Below are 23,772 nucleotides of genomic sequence, written 5' to 3'. Positions count from 1 at the left end.
AGGTTTATAAAAACGTTAAACTAATTAAGGCGTAGAATTAGAAACCTGTAACAGTTTACCATTATAATACTTATTCCCGGTTAATGAAAAATCAAGAATATATTCTGCCATCTCTAAAGCTGTTGTAGGTGCTTGATAGCCAGGAAAGGCTTCTTCCAACATTTCGGTTTGTACAGCGCCTAAAGCTAAAACATTAAATGCTATTCCAGATTCTTTATACTCTTCGGCTAGTAACTCGGTTAAAGTAATTACCGCAGCTTTACTAGAACTATATGCCGCTAACCCAGGAAACTTCATACTACCTTGCACACCGCCCATTGAGCTAATGGTAACAACATGACTATTATTAACCATAAACGGAATTACTTTTCGTGTTAACTCTGCTACTCCAAAAACATTGGTTTTATAAACAGCCTCAAACTCATCCATAGTAATTTCTGCAAACGGTTTATTTAATAAAGCACCAGCGTTATTTATTAAAACATCTACATGCTTCCATTCTTTGGCTATAAAATCTTCAACACGACTATAAGCCTTAGCATCATTCAAGTTAAACGAAAATGCAGTTACATTATCTAATTTCAAGCTTTGAACCGGCTTCTCATTCCGCGAAAGCGCTAAAACTTTATGCCCTGCTTTTGCAAAGAGTTGTACTAGCTCGAAACCAATACCGCGACTTGTTCCTGTTATAATTATATGTTTACTCATTATTCATTTTTATTACTTTGATTGGTGCATTTATCATGCCCTCTAAGGCGGGAACCATTTTATTTATAAAATTTGTCATGTGATTAAAATCCATTTTATCGGCTTCATCATCTACATGATGATAGTATTCAAAATTGGTAAAATCGAAGGTAGAAATAGCGTGTGCAGGCACTTTAAAAGCGTTGTAAAACGGGTAGTTATCCGAGCGTTGAAATAAATTAAATTCCTTTGCCTTTGGAAAAAACCCTATCATTTCGGAACCGCCATAAGTATTAAGTTGCTCTGCTAAATTAGATTTTTCGTATCCAGACATATATGCCATAATTTCGGTTGTTGCTCTTGGCACTCCAATCATTTCGAAATTAATCATGGTATAAAGGTCCATTTGCTTTTCTTTTAAACGTTTTGCTAAATGCTCCGAACCTTTAAGCCCCATTTCTTCGGCGGCATACAACGTGAATAAAACACTACGTTTATTACTTTTGGTTTTTGCAAAGTATTTTGCCCATTCTAAAACGGCAACTGTTCCAGAGGCATCATCGTTAGCACCATTGGCAATAACATCCCCATTCACAGCTTTTGCTGTTCCGATATGATCGTAATGCGCACCTAGAATTACAAACTCATTTTTAAGTTTTGGGTCCATACCTTCTAAATACCCAACCACATTATAACCTGTAATTTTTTCAATATTAAAACTATCGCGATAAGTTTCAAAAAAAGGTTTAATATGATTTGCTTTGAATTGATTTTCAATAAAAACAGCAGCCTTTTCAATGCCTTTAGAGCCTGTGTTTCTACCTTCCAATTCATCTGAAGCTAAATACTCTAGACTCGACTTTATAGTTTCTAGAGAAATAGCGTTAGACACTAGACTACTAGAGTTTGAAACGGATTTACTTATAGATTCCTCTGTAGTTTGCGCTACTGGTTTAATAGCATCGGGGTTGGTTTCGATAATTTTTTTTTGTCCGCCGCAACTTAAAATAAGCGCTGTTACTAAAAGACTAAATATTTTTTTCATGGTGTTTTTATTAAAATTTAAAGATAAAAAAAACCTGTATCAAACTAATGATACAGGTTCTTATATTATAAATTAAAAACTTAATATCTATGCTATCATAGTTACAGGGTTTTCAATAAACGTTTTTAATGTTTGTAAAAATTGTGCTCCCACAGCTCCATCTACTGTTCTGTGATCGCATGCCAATGTAAGCATCATAGTATTACCAACAACTATTTGACCATCTTTAACTACCGGCTTTTGCACAATAGCTCCTACCGATAATATTGCAGAATTTGGCTGGTTAATAATTGATGTAAAACTCTGAATACCAAACATTCCTAAGTTAGAAACCGTAAATGTACTTCCAGACATTTCATCTGGCTTAATTTTTTTGTTTCTAGCTTTACCTGCTAAATCTCTTACCGAAGATCCAATTTGTGTTAAACTTAAAGCATTGGTATGCTTAATTACTGGTACAACTAAACCATCATCTACAGCTACTGCTACACCTACGTGAATATGACTGTGTATTTTAGTTACATTATCACTCCAAGTTGTGTTTACTTGTGGGTGCTTTAATAAAGCCATAGCACAAGCTTTAACAACCATATCATTAAATGACACTTTTGTATCTGGAATGGCATTGATTATTTTACGAGAAGCCATAGCATTATCCATATCGACCTCGATATTTAAGTAGAAATGCGGTGCTGTAAACTTAGATGATCCTAAAGCTTTCGCAATAGCCTTACGCATAGAAGAATTTTTAACTTCTTCTGTTTTTTCTTCTCCCGCTACAGCAAAACTTGTAACAGCAGCAGAACTAGCTGGTGCTGCGGCAGCAGGTTCGTAATTTTCGATATCGCGTTTAACGATACGTCCATTTTCACCTGAACCTTGAACTTTAGTTAAGTTAATCCCTTTATCTTCTGCTAATTTCTTAGCTAATGGAGACACAAACACACGTCCATTATCTGTAACCGGTGTTGGTGCCGGAGCACTTGCTTTTTTAGGAGCGGATGCTGCAGCAGGAGCTGCTTTTGGAGCTTCGGCTTTTGGAGCTTCTTTTGCAGGAGCTGCCGATGCTGAAAAACTAGAAGCCACACCAGAAACATCTGTTCCAGCAGGACCTATTATTGCTAATAGAGCATCTACTTTAGCAGATTCTCCTTCTTGTAATCCTATTTCTAATAACGTACCAGATTGGAAAGATTCAAATTCCATGGTTGCTTTATCTGTTTCAATTTCAGCTAAAATATCGCCTTCTTCAACAGTATCTCCCACTTTCTTTAACCATGTTGCCACAGTTCCTTCTTCCATAGTATCACTTAAACGCGGCATAGTTACTACTATTACACCTTCAGGTAATGCGGCACTTGCAGCAGGAGCCGCAGCTGTTTCTGCAGGAGCTTCTTGAGTAGATTCAGCTTCTACTGTTTCTTCTTTTGCTTCCGCGGAAGCGTTACCATTGCCATTTAAAAGACCTGAAATATCTTCACCTTTATCACCAATTATAGCTAAAAGCTCATCTACCTTTGTAGTTTCGCCCTCTTGAACACCTATATGAAGTAGTGTACCTTCGTTAAAAGATTCGAATTCCATGGTCGCTTTATCGGTTTCGATTTCAGCTAAAATATCTCCTTCTTCTATCTTATCTCCTACTTTTTTTAACCAAGTAGCAACGGTACCTTCTTCCATGGTATCGCTTAAACGGGGCATATTTACAACTATTGCCATATCTTATATTTTGTGTTGAATGAATGGATAATCTTCTTGCTCGTAAACCATATCGTATAGTTGTTGCTTATCTGGGAAAGGCGATTCTTCAGCGAATTTCTCACATTCTGCAACACGTTCTTTTACGCGCTTATCAATTACTTTAATACCGTCTTCTGTAGCATATTTCTTTTCAAGAATAACATCCTTAACTTGCGTAATAGGATCTATTTTCTTGTATTCATTTACTTCATCTTTCGTTCTGTAATGCTGTGCATCGGACATAGAATGTCCTCTATAACGGTATGTTTTTAACTCTAAAAATGTTGGTCCGCCACCTTTACGTGCTCTTGTAATAGCTTCATCGAAAGCTTCGGCAACTTTAATAGGATTCATTCCATCAACAGGCCCACAAGGCATATCGTAGCCTAAACCTAATTTCCATATTTCGGTATGGTTTGCTGTTCTTTCTACTGAAGTTCCCATAGCGTATCCGTTGTTTTCACAAACAAATACTACTGGTAAATTCCATAACATCGCTAAATTAAACGTTTCATGAAGTGACCCTTGACGAGCAGCACCATCACCAAAGCAACAAATTGTTACACCGTCTACACCATGATATTTATCTCCAAAAGCAATACCAGCACCCAAAGGAATTTGACCTCCAACAATACCATGACCACCATAAAATCTAAATTCTTTAGAAAAAATATGCATAGAACCTCCCATACCTTGAGATGTTCCAGTTACTTTCCCAAATAATTCTGCCATAACACGTTTAGGATCAACTCCCATACCTATTGGTTGTACGTGGTTACGATAAGCGGTAATCATTTTATCTTTTGTCAAGTCCATAGCATGTAAAGCACCAGCTAAAACAGCTTCTTGACCATTATACAAATGAAGAAATCCTCTTACTTTTTGTTGAATGTATACTGCGGCAAGTTTATCTTCAAACTTTCTCCAGAATAACATCTCTTCGTACCATTTTAGGTAAACCTCTTTTGTGATTTTTTTCATTGAATACTTTTTGAGTACTATTATTATAATTAGCGGAACACAAAAGTAACACTTTGTGCTGTATTGCAAAAACACAATATGACTAAAATACAAAAAAAATGAAAAAATAGGATTGTAAGCTAATTTAGTTTCACTAATTATTATAATTTACTGATAAAAACTAAAATATCTTAAATACAAAGAGTTAGAGTACTGATTTATCAAACATTAAAGGTAACAAGTTTGCAAGCGAGTTTGATTTAGCAATAGCACCGGTTTCGCCCATAAAATAGATCTCTATTGGAGCGTCTTGTTTTATTTCATATTCGGCTACAGCTTGCCTACATGCGCCACAAGGCGGAATGGGCTTTGTAGTTTTATTAACTTTAGATCCGGCAGTAATTGCCATACGAACTATTTTAGCTTCGGGAAATTGTGACCCTGCATAATAAATAGCTGTACGCTCTGCACACAAACCTGAAGGGTATGAAGCATTTTCTTGATTACTTCCACATACAATCTCGTTATTATCTAAAAGTATGGCGGCACCTACATTAAAGTTGGAATATGGTGCATATGCTTTTTCTCTTGCCTGAACAGCCTTTTCCATAAGGGACAATACGTCTTTAGGAAGTTCTTGTAAGCTATCAAAAACGTATAACGTAGACTCTATTTTTATTTCCTTCATAATCAAATGTATTTAATAAACTACCTCGAGTCAAGCCTACGAGGTAATTAAATTCTAAAAAAGCGAAAACTAAATTCCAAAAACAAAAAACTATTGCCAATTAAGACAATAGTTTTTTAATATAAATTATTTTTAAAAATTCTAGTATTCCAAATATTCTCCAGCACCAAAGTTAAAGGTTAAAGAGAAACGTAATGTGTTTTCTAATGGACTTTGCACTTTAGATGCAGAGAACAAGTAAGATAAGTCAATATTTACCACATTTGCTTTAAACCCAGCTCCCAAAGCTAAAAATTTTCTAGCTCCTTTTTCTTCACTTTCATTAAAATAACCTGTTCTAAATGCAAATGAATCTTGATATACATATTCTGCTCCTAAAGCCCATGTAAACTCTTTTAACTCTTCGCTAAATCCACCTGGTGCATCACCAAAAGACTGAAACATTCCTGATAAAAAGTTTACATCTTGAGATTTTCCTTTATAGATAACGTTATCTGTTTCGCTAATAAAAGTATCTTCATCTTCTTCATAAGTACCGTTACCATTAACATCTTCAAAAACGGTTTCTCTTCCTAATTGTGGAGGTGTTGGTACCAATAATTTTGCGATTTCTGCAGTTACAGATATTTTATTATAATCGTCGAAAATAAAATCGAACCCAGCTCCTATACGTAAATTTGTAGGCTGAAAATTTTCTTCGCCGCCTTCATCATATTTAAATTTTGGTCCAATATTTTGAATAGCAAAACCTGCTCTCCAACGTCCATTAAAATCTGAATAAGCTTCTTCTTCACTTTGGTAATATCCAGAAAGATCTACGCCAAACGTACTTGCAGGTGTAATATCTCCACCAACGCCTTGAATTCTTAAATCTGAACGTAAATAACGCATAAGTACCGACATTGAAAATTGATCGGATAAACGTAACGCGTATGATGCATCTAATGAAAACTCATTTGGTTTTTGCTCTCTTGGTGTATCATCTGGTCCATCAACAAACTCAATGGATCCTAGAGAAAAATATCTTAAACTTGCTGCAAATGCACTACGATCATCTAGACGATTAAAGTATGTAAAATTCCCTAAAAAGATGTCGTTAACTAATTTACTTAAATATGGTGTATAACTTACACCCACACCAGATTTAGCTTCTGAAAAGGCGTATTTTGACGAATTCCATTGTTGTGAAAAAGCATCAACAGAGGTCGCAACACCCATATCTCCCATACCAGCTGCACGAGCATCTGATGCTATAAGTAGAAACGGAATTCCTGTTGTTATTACACTACTAGAATTCTCATATGGTACAACTACGGTTGTTTCTTGTGAATAACCTTTTAAAACAAAAGCAAAGGCTATAAATAGCAATAATCTATTCTTCATGAAATCTTTTTTAGTTTAGCAAATATAATTTTTTTTATAATATGACGAGTTTTTCAATTTTTTCGACCGTTTTGTTCAATAAACTAGAACGTACTTTTAGTTTATAAATATAAACGCCTTTACCTATTTTATCACCAAAATCATCTCTTCCATCCCAAACGATATCTCGCGACAACGAACTTGATGTTTTTATACCTCCAGAAGTTTGCCCATTAAGCGTTCTAATAATTTTCCCGGTAACGGTGAATATCTGTATAGAAACGTCTAAAGGTTCCGAACTATTGTGATTGAACCAAAATTCTGTATAATTTACAAATGGATTTGGGTAATTAAGCACATTATTTATTACTAAACCTTGATCTTTATCGAACACCATAAACTGAATTTCGGAAATAGACGAGTTATTATAAACATCCCAAGCTTTTACTGTTAGCGTATGTAAACCTGGTTCTAAATCTTTAAAAGGAAAACTTACTGTACCTTTAGTATAATCATCCACTTCGGTTTGATAATAATCGTTTAAAATTACAGGGTTTGTTTCATCGCCATCTAAAACACCAACAATATCATGCCCTATACCACTGGCTGTATTAATTCCGTTAGCATCTTCTAATTTTGCTAGTAATGTAGGCGACTCGTTTGTAATTCCGCCAGTAACGAAATTTTCATCATTCATGTATAATGTAACTAAAGGGCCGGTATTATCTTCTGGAGCGTCTTCATTTAAACCACCAATTCTTATTATATTTACACTTGCTCCTGTTCTATCTTCGGATAAGGCTTCATTTTTTGCATAAAAACTTACTTTACCAAACCCAACAGGTATCCCAATATCCTTAGGCACAACAAAATCGAATTCAAATAAACCATTAGTAACCGATGCTTGCCCTCTAAAGATAATTTCTCCTAAGGTCTTAAAGTCCATTATTATCACACCACCACCATCAGAAACACCATCGTTACCTAAGGTTTTTCTATTCACTTCTTTATCGTAAATAGTGGTAGATAATGTACCGTTGTAAGTACTTAATAAATTACCAGAAACATCTGTAACCTCGCCTGCTAACTTAACATAACTTAATCCTTTAAGGGTATCAGTTGCTGTTGCAATAGGCATATCGTTAATTTTAGTAAGCCTAATATTTGGTTTCGGGAATGCCAACTTCATGGCTGGATCACCAATAAAAAACACTAAACTTTTTTGACTATTACCAGTAATTACCGGATCGTTTTTTGCTAATCGTAATGCCTCAGCCATAGTTGGATATTCGTAATCCTCGTAAGTATCGTCATCGCTGTAGGAATATAGATACTGCCCTAATTCTTTATTAAAATTAATACCAAAATTAACAAAAACTTGACGTGTTGTGGTTATTAAACCAATAGCACCGGTTTCTTTATTCCAAAATGTAAATTCTCCAGCGGTTTCTCTAAGAGGATTATCAAATCTAGTAAATTCGCAAGTCACAGTAACAAAGCAATATAGTTTGCAGACATTACGAAGGTCGGTTATATCATTTTTTAAAAAAATACGTTCTTCTGCCAAACCATCTTCTCCTCCATGTCCAAAATAATTTATAACTAAAGCACCATTATCCATAGCACTTACTATTTCGGAGGTTACAACGGGATATCTATCTCCACCAGCTGAGGATTCCTGCTTAAAAGCATCAGAATGAATTTTAATAACATTAACATACGGTTTTTCTTCGGAAACCAAATCGCCAATTTCATCTGTTGTAGCTTGTAAAGTTCCGTTAAGCTTAGAATCATTGTCATCGGACATGACCACAAAATTGTTCCGCCAACTTCCATAAGCCTCCTTAATATAATAAGATTCCACCTTATCTACCATTTCTAACCCTCGTTGCGGCGTATCTGCTAAAATTCTACCAATGGCAATATCTAATTTATCGTTAGAGCTCATGGTACCTTCATTTTCGTCCATCATGCCGTAAAAATCATCAGACACAAAGGATGTCGCTAAACTAAAACTATTGTAAGAATACCAAGAAGGCACAATATTAGTATTACCCGAAACCCTATCCTTATAATCATATGAACCATCACCGAACAGGCATAAATATTTAATTCTATTTTCTGGTGTGCTGGCATTATCATACACATATTTAACCATATTCCTTATAGCACCAATATCTTGATTTCCAGAACTAAACTCATTATAAATCTCATCCAGACCTACCACTTTAACATTTAACCCATATTGGTTTCTATTGATCTGAGCTAAACGCTCTGCTTGATTATACATGTTATTAGGAGTTACAATAACATAATCTATATCTTGAAAAGCACCTTGACTATTTTGAAAAATAGCACCTTTAATATTCTGATTAGCTATAGTAGTTTGCGAATCCGTTTTAGCCTCAAGATAATTGGAAGAAGGCACAGCAACGTAAAATTTTAAAGACCCTAAGGTTGAAGTAAAACTAAATGTAGCATCTCCATTATCATTACTAATTTTTGAAACGTTATAAATATCTGTTACATCCCAAACCTCGGAAAGATTAGACGCATTTGTAATATTATATTGTCCAATTCCTGAAATAGAAGACACTGTTTTATTTTTAAATAGAAACTGATTTCCATCAAAATTTAATGCACGCTTACCTTCTACAGCAATATAATCTAAATAGCCCACAACGCTAGGATTTCCTAGATTATTAAAATCTAATCCTACTTTTATAATGGATGAATCTACATTTAAATTACCAGAATATGTAACACCATTTGCTAGAGTTGGAGACGTTACCCCAGAAATCCCTAAAGTAGACACAGCAGTCCCATTAACACTCACTTTCATTTCACTAGAACTACCAGACGCCGTAGCTACAAGTACCTTCAAACTAATAGGTTCTGAGGTCACTAAACCCGTAAAATCGAATTCGAACTCTTTACTGCTTTCAACATCAAATTTATCACCAAACCAACGTCTACCCATTGAAATAAGGTTATAATCGTCTACCTCATGAAATTGATAATCATCATAAGACTCTATAATCATATCCACACTACCAGTTGGCTGATTAAAACTTTGAATACGTTTGCCGTTACCAGAACTCACATTAATATAATAGTATGTTTTATCGGTATAACAATTAATATGACTCTTTTCGCTAAAATACTCATAGCCGGCAGGTCCTTGTCCGTAGAATAGAATATAATCACTATCATTAAAATCACCATCCTCTTCTCCAACAAATTGTATAGCATTTTCGGGAACATCAAAAGGATAATCTACAGCATTGGCATAAGGAATCATTTCTCCACCATGTCCATATAATTTAATTGTTCTAGGATCTACAGTATTAACATTAATACCTAAAGTCTGCAAAAACCTTTTATTCAACTTAAAGACTCCCGTTGTATCAATATAAAATCGATACCAATCGCCAGAACTTAATACAGAATTAGAAATAGCTTTTGAACTACTAAATTTCGATGAAACCTTGCTATTTAAATTACTTCCTGTCTTATAATTTAATTGAAAGGAAGTAACCTTTTTAAATCTCCCGTTTTCTTCTTTTATAATTGGAGACAATTGTAAACCGATATATTTTTTATCTCTAGCTAAAGAATTTTTTAAACTAAAATTTAACTCGCTAGGAATTTTAGCAACATCTAAACCTTTTAATTCCGATTTAGAAATTGTTGCGTACACTACATTACTAATAGTTACCGATGCTTCATTAATTACGGCATCGGTTTCCCATTGGTGAGTAAACAAAAGGCCTTTATCCAAATCATAGTTAAAGTACTCTGCATCAAACGCAGGTACTTCAATAGCAAAATCAGCTATTGTTAGGATTTGAGTATCACCCCAAGTTATACTATACTTTTTTTGTTGTGCAAACACCACTGTTGAAATCGTCAACAGTAAAATTAAAATAGTCTTCTTCATTGCTAAAATAACGTCGTTAGGCAATTGTTATTATCAATAAAAAATAACAATTTTAAAAACTGATTCAAAAATACAATAATAAATTAGTAAATCGTGCGTTAATAAAACACAAAACTATGGTTAACCAATATTAAATCATCGTTATAATACACAAAAAACAGGACGAAATACGTGGTTTTTTGGTTAAAATGCAAAAAACAGCTTGCGTTATTAGGTTAAATTCTTATATTGCAGCACCAAAATTATTATTAGCTTACTTAAAGGTATGAATATGAAAAAAGTAGTAGCATTCAAGGCTTTGTTAGTTTTAGCGCTAACAGTGGCTTCAACGAGTTGCAAAAAATCTTCGAGTTCAAAAAATAGCTCCAGAGCTACTGGATGGAATATCAACGACAGAGACGGTGGTTTCCAATACAATACAGACTTTAAAGAACAAGAAACCTCACCAGGTTTAGTGTTTGTTGAAGGTGGTACATTTACCAAAGGTCGAGTTCAAGATGATGTTATGCATGATTGGAACAACAGTCCTAATCAACAACATGTTCAATCATTTTACATGGACGAAACCGAGGTTACCAATGCTATGTATATGGAATACTTAGATTGGATTAAACGTGTTTATCCACCATCTGACGAAAATTTCAGAGCAATTTATCATGGTGCTTTACCAGATACATTAGTTTGGAGAAACCGTTTAGGATTCAACGAAGTAATGACGGATAACTATTTACGTCACCCTGGATATGGAGAATACCCTGTTGTTGGTGTAAGCTGGATTCAAGCTGTTGAGTTTGCTAACTGGCGTTCGGACCGTGTTAATGAGTACAACTTAGAAAAAGCTGGATATATTAAACGTGGTGCTAAGATTACAGACGTAGATTCTGAACAAACTTTTAGTACAGATACATATATTAATGCTCCTACATTAACTTACGGTGGTAATGAAGAAATTATAAATGGTGATGGACGTAGTAAGAGAAATTCAAGAACTGATGCTGACGGAAACGAAACTGGCATTTATGCTACTCGTGAAACAGGTATCATTTCTCCAAAATACAGACTTCCAACTGAAACTGAGTGGGAATATGCTGCTTTAGGTTTAAGTGAAATCAGAAGCTACAACCTATACCGTGGACGTAAAAAATATCCATGGGACGGACAGTACACACGTTCTGGAAAACGTAAAATTCGTGGTGACCAAATGGCTAATTTCAAGCAAGGTAAAGGTGATTACGGTGGAATTGCTGGATGGTCTGATGATGGTGCAGATATTACTAACCAAGTAAAATCTTATGATCCAAATGATTTTGGTTTATATGACATGGCTGGAAACGTAGCCGAATGGGTTGCCGATGTTTACAGACCTATTATAGATGATGAGTTTAATGACTTTAACTACTATCGTGGAAACGTTTACACAAAAAATGCATTAAATGAAGACGGTACAGTAAAAATTGTAACTTCTGATGATATCGTTTATGATACTCTTTCAAACGGAAAGGTGATTGCTAGAAATTTGCCAGGTGAAATATTACAAGTTCCTGTTGATGAAAACGAAACATATTTACGTTCAAACTTCGATAAAAGTAACGAAATAAACTTTAGAGATGGTGACAGACGCTCATCTAGAAACTACGAAAGTTTTAATGATGATGAAGGTGTTGATGGTCAAGAAGCTTCTACAACAAGACAAATGTACAATTCACCTAAACACTCTATCACAAGAGATTCATTAGGAAATATTGTTAGAGAATACGATAAAGGAAATAACAGAACATCTTTAATTAATGATGAAGTAAGAGTTTACAAAGGTGGATCTTGGAAAGACAGAGAGTACTGGTTAGATCCAGCACAACGACGTTACTTTCCTCAAGATATGGCAACAGATTACATTGGTTTTAGATGTGCTATGTCTAGAGTTGGATCTAAGAGTAAAGGAAAACAGAAAAAGAAAAACTAAATTTTAGTTTTATAAAATAAAGGAAAAGTCCTAGCGCGAGTTAGGACTTTTTTATTTAAATTTATTTAGATTATTAAAAACACTTTTTTTTGAAACTAGCAGATTTACACACCCTATTTTTAGAATGCAATGCTATATGCACAGATACAAGAAAAATTAAATCGAATGATTTATTTTTCGCTCTAAAAGGCGACAATTTTAACGGTAACAGTTATGCCGATGCTGCTATCAAAAGCGGTGCAAAATTCGCTGTAATTGACGAAGAGCAGTACAACACATCTAGCAAAACAATTCTCGTAGAAGATGTTTTAAAAACTTTACAAGAACTAGCCGCCTTCCATAGGAACTATTTAAAAACACCTATTGTAGCATTAACGGGCAGCAACGGTAAAACAACTACCAAAGAATTAATTAACGCTGTATTATCTAAAAAATATAATACAACAGCTACCATTGGCAACCTAAATAACCACATTGGTGTACCGCTTACGCTCTTATCAATGACTAAAGATACTCAAATTGGTATTGTAGAAATGGGAGCGAATCACTTAAAAGAAATTGAATTTTTATGCGGTATAGCGCATCCTGATTATGGCTACATTACAAATTTCGGGAAAGCACATTTAGAAGGTTTTGGAGGTATTCAAGGGGTTATTGAAGGTAAAAGCGAAATGTATAATTATTTAACTACTAACAAGAAAACCATTTTCGTTAACCTTAGTGATGCCATACAAAAGAAAAAAACAAAAAACACCAATAGATACACGTTTGGAAACAAAACCGAAAATACAGATGTCTCCATAAGTTTTATTGAAGCACAACCTTTTGTAAAATGCTTATATAATACCTTAGAAATTAAAAGCCAGCTTATTGGCGACTACAATTTCAATAATATAGCAGCAGCTATTACTATAGGACACTTCTTTAAAGTTGAAGATTTAGATCTAAAAGATGCTATTGAAAACTATATACCTTCAAACAACCGTTCGCAAATAATAAACCAAGGCTCAAATAAAATAATTTTAGATGCTTATAACGCTAACCCAACAAGCATGCAAGCAGCTTTATTAAATTTCGAAAAACAAGATGGTAAAAAAATAGCTATTCTTGGTGATATGTTTGAACTTGGAAACTCCGCTATTGAAGAACATCAAACCATTGCTAATTTAGCGCAATCGCTTGATATAGATCAAATTTTATTTATTGGAGAAAACTTTAATCGCGCTAAGACCAACACTACAAAAACCATACAATTTCAATCATTTAACACCTTTACAGAAGCGTTTAATATAAAATCTATAGAAGACTCTACCATTTTAATAAAAGGTTCCAGAGGCATGGCGTTAGAGCGTACATTAAAATTCTTACTATAAAGTAAAAGTGCCAGTTTGAAAATTCCAAACTGACACTTTATTTAATATAATTCTCCCTAAGAACTAATTAATAGCACTGTAAAGATGCATATTAAATTAGTACTGCACAATACTCAATTTGAGTAGTAAAATTTTTAAATAAGGTTTCTGTTCATTTTAAGCATACCTATAAGTTCTCCGGTTGAAGAAATATTTAATTTTCTTAAAATATTTCTTCTATGCGTATCAACTGTATTTGCTGTAATACCGAGACTTTCCCCTATCGTTTTACTCGAATAATTCAAAATTAAAAGTCTTATAATATCGCGTTCTCTGTTACTAATACAGTCAGATAATAATTTTTGAGAAAAATTATTAAAATAAATAGTTTCATATTCGTTATTAGCATTCAATAATTTGGCCGAAGCACAAATCTGCATTTCAATTTGATGAGACAACACCGTATAATGCGCTAACCCAATAATAGGCTTATTGTCGCTATCGAATTCCAGTGGCGTGGTATTCTGAATTACATTTACATAATTATCATTAGCGTCTCTAAATCGATAATTCCATGTATAACTAGCTCTCATTCTATCTTCAATAGATATTTCTTTTAATGTAAACTTCATTAACTCATTTAGAGCACTAAGCCAGATTTCTAGATCGTCTGGATGAATTCTGCTCCAAAAGTATCGCATACCTAATGATTTAAGATCGTTATTATCTATACCCAAACAGGCTTTCATATTCTTACTTATGTACTCGAAGGATAGATTTTGCGTATTGGTAATACAGAAAAACGTTGAACTATACGGTAAATAAACATCTAGCTCTATTATTTTCTCAATATGCTTTTCTAAAGTTGGATTATCGTGAGATTTAAATATTTCCTTATAGGCATGTTTAATATTTAGCGTATCCATAGGTAGAGAGATTTGCTTAAAAGTAAAAAAAAACTTCAAAACCAATTGAGTTATACCTTATAAAAAATTAAGAAGACTAAAGTTTTATATTATTATATAGTAATAAGTGATAAAAAAAAGAGAATCACAATAAACCAGAAGTATCATTAAAAATCAAATAGAAATCTTAATAGCTGTGTACGCGATGAAATTCGAACCCTAATCATTTAATAAATGCTCAAGTAATACCCTTTATTATAGTAAATATATGCGGAGTTTCATTCCGGAAGAAATAGAAATAAAAAATCCTGATAATTACTTATCAGGATTTTTCTGTGGGCGCGAAGGGATTCGAACCCCTGACCCCTTGGGTGTAAACCAAGTGCTCTGAACCAACTGAGCTACGCGCCCGATCTTTAAAAAGCTACATGCCTTTGTTATCGGTGTGCAAATATAAACTAGTTTTTAACATTGCAAAAACTTTTTTTAAAAAATTTTCAAATAATTTCTGCAACAACAAAAGTACTGCCACCAACAAAAATAAAATCTTCTATTTTTGCAGCTTTTAAAGCAAACTTATAAGCTTCATTAACAGAACCATAAGCTTCGCCATTCAAACCATACTCCGCCATTCTCTGTTTTAAAACCTCTGCACTTAATCCGCGAGAAATATTTGGTTTACAAAAGTAATACGTTGCATTTTTTGGTAATAAATCTACAATGGTACTTAAATCTTTATCATTTACCACTCCGAAAACGACATGCAAAGAATCGAAAACCTCATTTTTAAGCTGATTCATAACATAAATTAAACCTTCTTTATTATGACCGGTATCGCAAACCACCTTTGGACTCGTATTTAAAATTTGCCAACGCCCAAGCAATCCTGTATTATTGACAACACGAAGTAAACCTTCTTTTAAATTTTTATTTGTTATTCGATACCCGATGCTTTGAAGCTCTTTTACAGATTGAATAACCGTTTTTATATTTTTTGCTTGATAACTTCCTATTAAATCAGATTTTAAAACCTCAACTTCCACCTGATCTGCAAATACAATTTTAGATTGATGTTTTTGCGCTAAGTCTTTAAAAACTTGCTCTGTTTCTTGTTGTGTCTCTCCAATTACCACAGGAACATTTTTTTTAATAATACCTCCTTTTTCAAAAGCGATAGCTTCTAAGGTATTTCCTAAAAACTGTGTATGATCTAAACCTATGTTTGTAATTACAGAAACTTCGGGTGTAATGACATTAGTAGAATCTAATCGGCCTCCTAAACCAACCTCAACAATAGCAATATCTACATTTTCTTGCGAAAAATAATCGAATGCCATACCAACAGTCATTTCAAAAAAAGACAAACAGTTAGCCTCGAAAAAAGCTTTATTTAGTTTTATAAAATCGACAACAAATTGCTCGCTAACCTCCTTACCATTTATTTTAATACGCTCTCTAAAATCCTTTAAATGCGGAGAAGTATACAAACCAACCTTGTACCCTGATTCTTGAAGAACAGATGCTAACATGTGACTAGTAGAGCCTTTTCCATTAGTTCCGGCTACATGAACAGACTTAAAGTTATCGTGTGGATTATTTAGGTGATTTATAAGCAAAACCGTGTTGGATAAATCTACCTTATAGGCAGACGCTCCCTGGCGTTGATACATTGGAAGTTGAGAAAACATCCAATTAAGTGTATCTTGATATGTCATGTACTTACTGGCTTAATTTGAAATTCACACTAACAAAACCAACTTGACGCGTTGGTGCTTTAACATCTGATGGCCATTTATGAGACATGGCTATTTTTTTTGCAGGCTCTAATAAACATGGTGCCGTATTAGTTGTACCTCTTTGCCCTGGTTCGGCAGATACTACATTACCACTTTGATTTACAATAATTTTAACTATTACCATCCCAGACTCATTACAATCTTGTTGTAATCTTTTAAAAGATGCTTTACCTCTACCATTTAATCCGTAACCTACGCCTCCACTTCCTGTACCTTGACCTCCAAAGTAACTTGGTGCATAAGGATCTCCGTCTAACTGACCTTTATCTCCTGGCTTATTATCATTTCCTTCGCTTCCACTTTCGGAACCTTCAGATTTACTTACACCTCCAATTAAAGCATCTAGCTTTTTCTTTTTCTCTTCTTGTTCGCGCTTTTCTTTTGCAATTCTATCGGCTTCAGCTTTTGCTTTGGCATCTGCAACTGCTTTTGCTTTTGCTTCAGCCTTTGCCTTAGCATCTTCAATGGCTTTAGCTTTTGCATCGGCTTCCTTCTGCTTTTTAATAGCAATATCCTCTGCATTTTCTTGGGTAAGCACTTCTTCTTTAATTTCGGAAGTTTTTGCAGGAGCCGCAGGTTCTGGTTCTGCCTTAGAGATATCGGGTTGTGGCGGCTCTGGAATATCTAATGGCTCGGACTTTACAGGTTTTAAAGGCTGTACATTGCCCATGCCTGTACTTGAATTACCAAAATTAACAGCTACACCGTACTCTTCTGGCGGATCCATATATTTTGTTCCAACCACAAAAAGTAACAACACAATTATAATCGCTATTAGAGCGGTTAATTTAGCAGAATTCTTTTCATGTTTGGTTTTAAGCATTTTATTTATGGTTTTACAGCCAATACAACTTTAAACTTATTTCTATTAGCAATATCCATTACTTTAACCACGTTTTTTACAGGAACAGACTCCTCTGCCCTAAGTACAATTGTTGGTTGGTCTTGAGATGATAATGCTGCTAACAGCTCGTTCTCTAAAACACTTTCGCCAACACGTTTTTGGTCTATATAATAGGTTAAATCTTTTTTTATACTAACTGCTACAGATTTTTTGTTTTCTGTTTTACCACTTGCTTTTGGCAATAAAATATCGATAGCATTTGTGGTGACTAAAGTTGAAGCAATCATAAAAAAGATAAGTAATAGAAACACAATATCCGTCATGGACGACATATTGAATTCTAGTGTAACCTTATTTCTTCCTCTAAAGTTCATACTATGTAGGTTCGTTTAGGTGATCTAAAAACTCTAATGAATTGGCTTCCATTTGATATACCACTTTATCTGTTTTAACTACCAGATGATTGTAAGCCATATAAGCCACAATACCTACTATTAAACCAGCAACAGTTGTTGTCATTGCAGTATATAATCCACTTGCAAGAACGTCCATTTGAATAGTTCCTCCTGCATTGGCTAATTCGAATATGGCTAATATCATTCCAACTACGGTACCAAGGAACCCAATCATTGGGGCTGCACCAGAAATAGTTGCTAAAACACTAACGTTTTTTTCTAGACCGTAAATTTCTAAACGACCCGCGTTTTCTAGCGCTGTATTAATATCGGCTAATGGTTTACCTATTCTAGTAATACCTTTACCAATTAATCGAGATACTGGTGTATTTTGTTGGGCACATAGCATTTGTGCTGAATCTATTTTACCGTTACTAACATGGTCCTTAATTTGATTCATAAAATTAGAATCGACTTGAGACGCTGCTTTTATAGCAAAAATACGTTCGAAATAAATATAAATAGCCGCTATAAGTAATAGAAATAAAATGGCTATTATAAGTTGTCCTGCAAGACCACCACTGCTTATTAATTCTATTATTGATAGTGTTTTTTCAACAGGTTCGCCATCGATAACTACCTCTGAAGCGTCTTGAGTATTTTGTAATAATGTACTTAGCATATAATAATAATTTATTGCAAATGTATAACGTTTGGTTTCCTATTAAAGTATAAAGAAACTTTACTAATTATTTGATAGTTGTTGGGTTTGCGCTAGGGATTCCAATGAAAAGCCCACAGCACCTCTTTTTTGAGGTGCGAGGACTTGTAATGTAAAGCCCGACCCTCGTGGTAGCGCCCAAATATTTTTTATTCTAAAATAAAGTTCTAGTAAACATAAATGCTACTGCACCTACTATAAAACCAATAAATGCTAACCAAGCTATCTTTTTTAAGTACCAGAAAAAGTCAATTTTTTCCATTCCCATAGCAACAACACCTGCTGCAGAACCTATAATTAACATACTTCCTCCTGTACCTGCAGAGTAGGCTATAAAGTGCCATAACTCATTATCTATTGGCTCATGGAACATACCTAAACTTGCCGCTACTAATGGCACGTTATCGATAACTGCAGAACCTACACCTAATAATAAAACCACTAAATCTGATACGCCTGTATGACCTTCCATGTGTAGCTCTGTACCTAACATTGGCATTGAATCTTGCAATGAACCTGCAAAATTGAATAGAATACCTAAAGACTCTAGCGCTGCTACAGCCATTAAAATACCTAAGAAGAATAATATACTTGGTAATTCGATTTTAGATAATGAATGGTGTACAGGACTGTGGTGTGCGTGCGCATCACTTTCTTCTGAATTAAACTCGGTTAAACTAAATTTAGAGCTACTATAAATCTCTGCAAAAATAGCTACAACACCTAATGATAACATCATACCAACATAAGGAGGTAAATGTGTAATTACTTTAAATATTGGAACAAAAATAATAGCACCTAAACCTAAGTATAGCATTCTGCCACTAAATCTTGATTTCTTTTTTTCTACAACTTCTTCAACATCTAAATCGCCTTTAAACGCTGGTAAAAATGACGCGATAAATGTTGGTACTGCCATACATAAAAATGATGGTAATAATAAATAACCAATTAAATGTCCTGTGGTTACTTTTTTACCAATCCAAAGCATAGTTGTAGTTACATCCCCTATTGGAGACCAAGCACCACCCGCATTTGCTGCGATTATAATTAATCCAGCATACCAAATACGCACGCTTCTGTCTTTTACTATTTTTTGCAGAATAGAAATTAATACAATAGTAGCCGTAAGGTTATCAATAATAGCTGATAAGATGAAGGCTAATATGGCAAAAATCCAAAGTATTTTACTTTTTTTCTTAGTTTTTATGAAGTCTTTAATTGTTGAGAAACCATCAAAATAATCGATAATCTCTACAATAGTCATTGCTCCTAAAAGAAAGACTAAAATCTCTGAAGTTTTACCTAAGTGATGCAATAATGTTTCTTCCATTAAATGCATTTTTTCCTCACTAGCTAAACTCCCAAAATTTTCCATTAAGGAATGGTTTCCAGAATCGAACCATTGGGCAAACCCATCGATTCCTAAAGCAACTAATGCCCAACAAATAGCCATCATGACTAATGCCGGAATGAGTTTGTCGATTTTAATACTATGTTCTAAAGTTATGGCTAAATAACCCATAACAAATACTAAGATAATTGCTGCTTCCATATATTACTGTTAATTAATTAGATTAGTTGATTTAGTGCAATTTGAAATGCGGTAGCACTAATTTCCGTTTTTGATGTATTACTATTATAAACTTGTTGTATTGCTTCTTTTATTCTGTTTGATGTATCATTAAAAATAGCCTCGTCTGTCATTTGTACTTTTCGCTCCATAAAATAGGCAAAAACTCTTGCCATACCACAGTTTGAAATAAAATCTGGAATTAAACTCACTTTATAATCGGTGTGTTCCATAATAGGTCCAAAGAAAATCTCTTTATCTGCAAAAGGTACATTTGCGCCACAAGATATAACTTCTAATCCACTATCTATCATTTCGTCTATTTGATGAATAGTAATAAGTCTTGACGCTGCACAAGGTGCGAATATTTCGGTTTTTAACGACCATATTTCTTTATTAATTTCCTCAAAAGGAATTAAATTACTGGCAACCAAAGTGTTTCCTTTTTTTGCTAAAAACAGTTCGGTTATTTCCTCGAAGGTAAAACCTTTTTCATTTATTAATCCGCCTGCAATATCTATAATTCCAACAATTTTAGCACCCATTTGCGACAAATAAAATGCTGCTGCTGCTCCAACATTACCAAAACCTTGAATTACGGCTCGCTTTCCTTTTATAGATCCACCGTAAACATTATAGTATTGTTTAACTGCCACAGCCACACCAAAACCAGTAATCATATCAGCAACAGTATATTTTCTAGCTACACTAGGTGAATACATTGGGTTTTCAATAACTTTTATAACGCCTTGACGCAGTTGCCCTATTCTATTTATTTTATCAGCTTCCGTTGGTTTAAAATGTCCATTAAAAACACCTTCTTGCGGATGCCAAACGCCACTTGCTTCGGTAATAGGAATAACTTCGTGGATTTCGTCCACGTTTAAATCGCCACCTGTACCGTAATAACTTTTAAGTAAAGGCGAAACAACAGCATACCAACGCTCTAAAACACCTTTTTTTCTAGGGTCGTTAGGATCAAAATTAATTCCCGATTTTGCGCCACCAATGGCAGGACCAGAAACCGTAAATTTAATTTCCATTGTTTTTGCTAAAGATAAAACTTCGTTCATATCTAGACCTTTGCGCATTCGCGTACCACCGCCTGCCGCTCCGCCTCGTAGTGAGTTAATAACTACCCAGCCTTCTGCTTCGGTTTCAGAATCTTTCCAATTAAAGATTATTTCTGGTGATTTATTTTCGTATTTTTTTAGTAATTTTTTCATTTATTTTTATTTAGCATATTCATATATACAGTTTTCTTGTTTAGAACCGGAAGTTGTATGTAGAGTAGCTATAATTGATTCATAAAAAAATGATTAAAAAAAATAATATAACAAATATAAAAAACTAAAAATCCTTTAAGATTAATTTTGTATTATTTTTAAGGAAGAAATATTTTACCCGAACTATGGTTTTTCATAGCGCCAGTAACGCTGTTTAAACAATTCACTTCATTTCTAAGTTTTAATATGCCTAAAAATGCAAAAATAAGCGCTTCTTTAAACTCTACTAATTCTGGTTCTGGTATTATAATATCGACTTGTTTATTCAGCTTTATTTTAGAAATAATGTAATCATTATAAGCACCGCCTCCGGTAACCAAAACTTTAGAATCTTTTTTTAACACCCGAGCAATTTGATGTGCAATATGATTGGAAAATGTTTTTAAAACATCCTTTTCCTCTAGCTTTGCTGCATCCAAAAGCGGGAAAATATTTTTATTAACCCACTCTAAACCCAAAGACTTTGGTGGTTTTGCTTTGTAAAATTCTAAAGCATTTAATAAGTTCCCTAAGGCTAACAATTCACTTCCAGAAGCTGCTATTTGGCCACCATCATCGTAATCGAAACCCAATTGTTTGGCATATTTATTAAGCACAATATTAACCGGACAAATATCGTAAGCAATACGCGCCCCATCTAACTCCATCGATATATTAGCAAAACCACCTAAATTTAAACAATAATCGTATTGCACGAATAATAATTGATCTCCAATGGGTACCAAAGGTGCTCCTTGACCTCCAAGCTCTACATCTTGTACTCTAAAATCGCAAACTACAGTTTCTTTTAAAATATCTGCTAGAACAGGCAGATTACCAATTTGATAGGTTAATTTATGTTCTGGCTGATGTAAGGCTGTATGTCCATGCGAGCAAACAGCATCAATAGTTCTTATTTGGTGTTTCGTTATAAAGTTTTGTATAACCACGCCTAAATATGCTGTATAATCAATATCAATACTTTTTAATTCGTCTAAAGACTTACTAATTAAATCTTTCAATACTGTGTACCAATACGATGAATACGCTACCGTTTCAGCATTTAAAATTTTAAAATCCCAACCATCATTATAACTAAAAGTAGCATATACCAAGTCTATACCATCTAATGATGTACCAGACATCACACCAATTACATTATATTCATCCTTTATCATAGAAGGTAAAAATAATCATCTTAAATAAATATATAAAAGAATATACAGCCGAAATTGAGTTAATAATTTTCAAGTATTCATAATAAAAAAACTATATTTACAAACAATTTTTACAAAAACAACACTTTAATTACGAAATATGGATTTTAGTCTTTCAGAAGAACATATAATGATTCGCGATGCAGCTCGCGATTTTGCAAAAACAGAATTACTACCCGGAGTTATAGAACGCGACAACAAACAGGAATTTCCGCAAGAACTCGTTAAAAAAATGGGCGATTTAGGCTTTCTAGGTATTATGGTAGATCCAAAATACGGCGGTAGCGGAATGGACGCTATATCATATGTTCTTATTATGGAAGAATTATCTAAAATAGACGCCTCGGCATCTGTAATTGTTTCTGTAAATAACTCTTTAGTTTGTTACGGCTTAGAAGCCTACGGAAACGAAGAGCAAAAACAAAAATACTTAACAAAATTAGCAACCGGCGAGTTTGTTGGTGCATTTTGCCTAAGCGAGCCCGAAGCAGGAAGCGACGCCACATCGCAACGCACAACCGCTATCGATAAAGGCGATCATTATATATTAAATGGCACAAAAAACTGGATAACAAACGGTGGTCGTGCCGATGTTTACTTGGTTATTGCACAAACCGATAGAGACAAAGGCTCTCACGGTATAAACGCTTTTATAGTAGAACAAGGTACAAAAGGATTCGATATTGGTCCGAAAGAGGACAAATTAGGAATTCGCGGCAGCGACACCCACACCCTTCAATTTAACGATGTAAAAGTGCCTAAAGAAAATAGAATTGGTGCCAACGGCTCAGGTTTCCGTTTCGCCATGAAAACACTTTCTGGAGGCCGAATTGGTATAGCAGCACAAGCCTTAGGCATTGCTTCTGGCGCCTATGAGTTAGCATTAAAATACTCTAAAGAGCGTAAAGCCTTTGGTACCGAAATTTGCAACCACCAAGCCATAGCCTTTAAATTAGCCGACATGTATACCGATATTGAAGCGGCACGCATGATGGTAATGAAAGCCGCTTGGGATAAAGACCAAGGCATGAATTACGACAAATCTAGCGCCATGGCAAAACTATACGCCTCAAAAGTCGCCATGGAACACACAGTAGAAGCCGTACAAATACATGGAGGCAACGGATTTGTAAAAGAATACCATGTAGAGCGCCTTATGCGCGATGCTAAAATTACACAGATATACGAGGGCACTTCAGAAATTCAAAAAATAGTAATTTCACGAAGCCTAATAAAAGAGTAACCCCTACATAAACCAAAATCATTAAAATCGCCAAAAAATATAAATCATATTTTTTGGCGATTTTTGTTAAGTTACCGCA

Annotated in this window: 18 protein-coding genes and 1 tRNA gene; 3 read left to right on the top strand and 16 right to left on the bottom strand. The window is 34.3% G+C overall.

Annotated elements, in window-relative coordinates; translation table 11 throughout:
- Positions 1-24: 24 nt before the first annotated feature.
- The 7 genes from AAFN75_RS10175 to porU form a co-directional block, all read right to left on the bottom strand.
- Positions 25-708 (bottom strand): SDR family NAD(P)-dependent oxidoreductase, encoded by a 684-nt coding sequence (locus tag AAFN75_RS10175; protein WP_411806238.1) that lies wholly within the window; start codon positions 706-708, stop codon positions 25-27.
- Positions 701-1,732 (bottom strand): M28 family metallopeptidase, encoded by a 1,032-nt coding sequence (locus AAFN75_RS10170; RefSeq protein ID WP_411806237.1) that lies wholly within the window; start codon positions 1,730-1,732, stop codon positions 701-703. The genes AAFN75_RS10175 and AAFN75_RS10170 overlap by 8 nt, the downstream gene beginning before the upstream one ends.
- A gap of 87 nt (positions 1,733-1,819) precedes the next feature.
- The gene (locus AAFN75_RS10165; protein ID WP_411806236.1) at positions 1,820-3,451 is read right to left on the bottom strand and encodes a 2-oxo acid dehydrogenase subunit E2; all 1,632 of its coding nucleotides are present in this window, start codon (positions 3,449-3,451) and stop codon (positions 1,820-1,822) included.
- A gap of 3 nt (positions 3,452-3,454) precedes the next feature.
- Entirely contained in the window at positions 3,455-4,453 is a 999-nt protein-coding gene (gene pdhA, locus AAFN75_RS10160) for a pyruvate dehydrogenase (acetyl-transferring) E1 component subunit alpha (RefSeq protein WP_411806235.1), read from the bottom strand.
- Positions 4,454-4,637: 184 nt separating this feature from the next.
- Entirely contained in the window at positions 4,638-5,120 is a 483-nt protein-coding gene (gene cdd, locus AAFN75_RS10155) for a cytidine deaminase (RefSeq protein WP_411806233.1), read from the bottom strand.
- Between the two features lie 141 nt (positions 5,121-5,261).
- The gene (gene porV, locus AAFN75_RS10150) at positions 5,262-6,503 is read right to left on the bottom strand and encodes a type IX secretion system outer membrane channel protein PorV (RefSeq protein ID WP_411806232.1); all 1,242 of its coding nucleotides are present in this window, start codon (positions 6,501-6,503) and stop codon (positions 5,262-5,264) included.
- A gap of 34 nt (positions 6,504-6,537) precedes the next feature.
- Positions 6,538-10,422, bottom strand: a complete 3,885-nt coding sequence (gene porU, locus AAFN75_RS10145) for a type IX secretion system sortase PorU (RefSeq protein WP_411806231.1) — start codon at positions 10,420-10,422, stop codon at positions 6,538-6,540.
- Between the two features lie 265 nt (positions 10,423-10,687).
- Between porU and gldJ the strand changes: the two genes are divergently transcribed.
- Positions 10,688-12,382: a gliding motility lipoprotein GldJ gene (gldJ, locus tag AAFN75_RS10140; RefSeq protein ID WP_411806230.1), complete on the top strand. Its 1,695-nt coding sequence runs from the start codon at positions 10,688-10,690 to the stop codon at positions 12,380-12,382.
- Between the two features lie 89 nt (positions 12,383-12,471).
- Positions 12,472-13,755 (top strand): UDP-N-acetylmuramoyl-tripeptide--D-alanyl-D-alanine ligase, encoded by a 1,284-nt coding sequence (locus AAFN75_RS10135; RefSeq protein ID WP_411806229.1) that lies wholly within the window; start codon positions 12,472-12,474, stop codon positions 13,753-13,755.
- A gap of 134 nt (positions 13,756-13,889) precedes the next feature.
- Here the strand turns inward: AAFN75_RS10135 and AAFN75_RS10130 are convergent, their stop codons facing one another.
- The 9 genes from AAFN75_RS10130 to AAFN75_RS10090 form a co-directional block, all read right to left on the bottom strand.
- Positions 13,890-14,660, bottom strand: coding sequence for a LuxR C-terminal-related transcriptional regulator (locus AAFN75_RS10130; RefSeq protein ID WP_411806228.1), 771 nt, complete (start codon positions 14,658-14,660; stop codon positions 13,890-13,892).
- A gap of 315 nt (positions 14,661-14,975) precedes the next feature.
- Positions 14,976-15,050, bottom strand: a tRNA-Val gene (locus tag AAFN75_RS10125).
- A gap of 86 nt (positions 15,051-15,136) precedes the next feature.
- Entirely contained in the window at positions 15,137-16,354 is a 1,218-nt protein-coding gene (locus AAFN75_RS10120) for a bifunctional folylpolyglutamate synthase/dihydrofolate synthase (protein ID WP_411806227.1), read from the bottom strand.
- Positions 16,355-16,358: 4 nt separating this feature from the next.
- Entirely contained in the window at positions 16,359-17,258 is a 900-nt protein-coding gene (locus tag AAFN75_RS10115; protein ID WP_411806226.1) for an energy transducer TonB, read from the bottom strand.
- Between the two features lie 5 nt (positions 17,259-17,263).
- Positions 17,264-17,653, bottom strand: coding sequence for an ExbD/TolR family protein (locus AAFN75_RS10110; protein ID WP_411806225.1), 390 nt, complete (start codon positions 17,651-17,653; stop codon positions 17,264-17,266).
- A gap of 1 nt (position 17,654) precedes the next feature.
- A complete protein-coding gene (locus tag AAFN75_RS10105; RefSeq protein WP_411806224.1) occupies positions 17,655-18,356 on the bottom strand; it encodes a MotA/TolQ/ExbB proton channel family protein in 702 nt (233 codons plus the stop codon).
- 193 nt (positions 18,357-18,549) lie between these two features.
- A complete protein-coding gene (gene nhaD, locus AAFN75_RS10100; RefSeq protein WP_411806223.1) occupies positions 18,550-19,950 on the bottom strand; it encodes a sodium:proton antiporter NhaD in 1,401 nt (466 codons plus the stop codon).
- A 17-nt stretch (positions 19,951-19,967) separates the two neighbouring features.
- Entirely contained in the window at positions 19,968-21,194 is a 1,227-nt protein-coding gene (locus tag AAFN75_RS10095; RefSeq protein ID WP_411806222.1) for a Glu/Leu/Phe/Val dehydrogenase dimerization domain-containing protein, read from the bottom strand.
- 158 nt (positions 21,195-21,352) lie between these two features.
- Positions 21,353-22,411, bottom strand: a complete 1,059-nt coding sequence (locus AAFN75_RS10090; protein ID WP_411806221.1) for an anhydro-N-acetylmuramic acid kinase — start codon at positions 22,409-22,411, stop codon at positions 21,353-21,355.
- 139 nt (positions 22,412-22,550) lie between these two features.
- Between AAFN75_RS10090 and AAFN75_RS10085 the strand changes: the two genes are divergently transcribed.
- Positions 22,551-23,693 carry an acyl-CoA dehydrogenase gene (locus tag AAFN75_RS10085; RefSeq protein ID WP_411806220.1) on the top strand — a complete coding sequence of 381 codons (1,143 nt, stop codon included), beginning with the start codon at positions 22,551-22,553 and terminating at the stop codon, positions 23,691-23,693.
- Positions 23,694-23,772: the final 79 nt, after the last annotated feature.

It is taken from the genome of Algibacter sp. AS12, assembly GCF_046736315.1.
Taxonomy (GTDB): domain Bacteria; phylum Bacteroidota; class Bacteroidia; order Flavobacteriales; family Flavobacteriaceae; genus Algibacter_B; species Algibacter_B amylolyticus.
Note: the sequence above shows the minus strand (reverse complement) of the source record. Positions and strands in the feature narration are given on the sequence as shown.